Source organism: Curtobacterium sp. ODYSSEY 48 V2, assembly GCF_023712625.1.
Taxonomy (GTDB): Bacteria; Actinomycetota; Actinomycetes; order Actinomycetales; family Microbacteriaceae; genus Curtobacterium.
Window position 1 is genome coordinate 1 of the sequence record NZ_JAMAXX010000045.1, and the last position, 440, is coordinate 440.

Consider the following 440-nt stretch of genomic DNA (forward strand, 5'->3'; position numbering starts at 1 on the left):
TTGACGCCGCGGTTGGTGGTGGTCATGCCAGGGTTCCCTTCTGTTCCACGGTGACCTGCACCGACGAGCCGTGCTTGCCGCCGAGGCGACCGAGCCGGTCCCCGACGGCGTGCTCGACGGCGCTGGCATCGACGGGGATGCCGGACAGGGGCACCACGTGCACCTGGGTGCGGTGCCCACGAGCGGACGCGGTCGTGTTGGCTTCCGGGACGCCTGCTGCGTGGGCGGCAGCGTTCGCGGCGGTGGAGGCCAGGATGCGGGTGTCGATCACGACCGCACCACGGTCACGGTCGATCCCGGACCGGGGCTGCCGGCCGGGCTTGAGGGCCAGCACGACCAGGACGATGCCGAGGATCACCAGGGCGGCGGCGATGACCTCGATGATGGTGGTGAACGCGGCGTCGGGCGTGAGGGCGGTGTCGACCACGGTCTGCGGGTCC

At 71.8% G+C, this 440-nt stretch carries 1 protein-coding gene; it reads right to left on the reverse strand.

All coding sequences use genetic code 11. The features are described 5' to 3' along the window. Nucleotides 1-22: 22 nt before the first annotated feature. A partial coding sequence (locus M3666_RS17350) for a DUF6286 domain-containing protein (protein ID WP_251155817.1) occupies nucleotides 23-440 on the reverse strand: 418 nt, incomplete at its 5' end.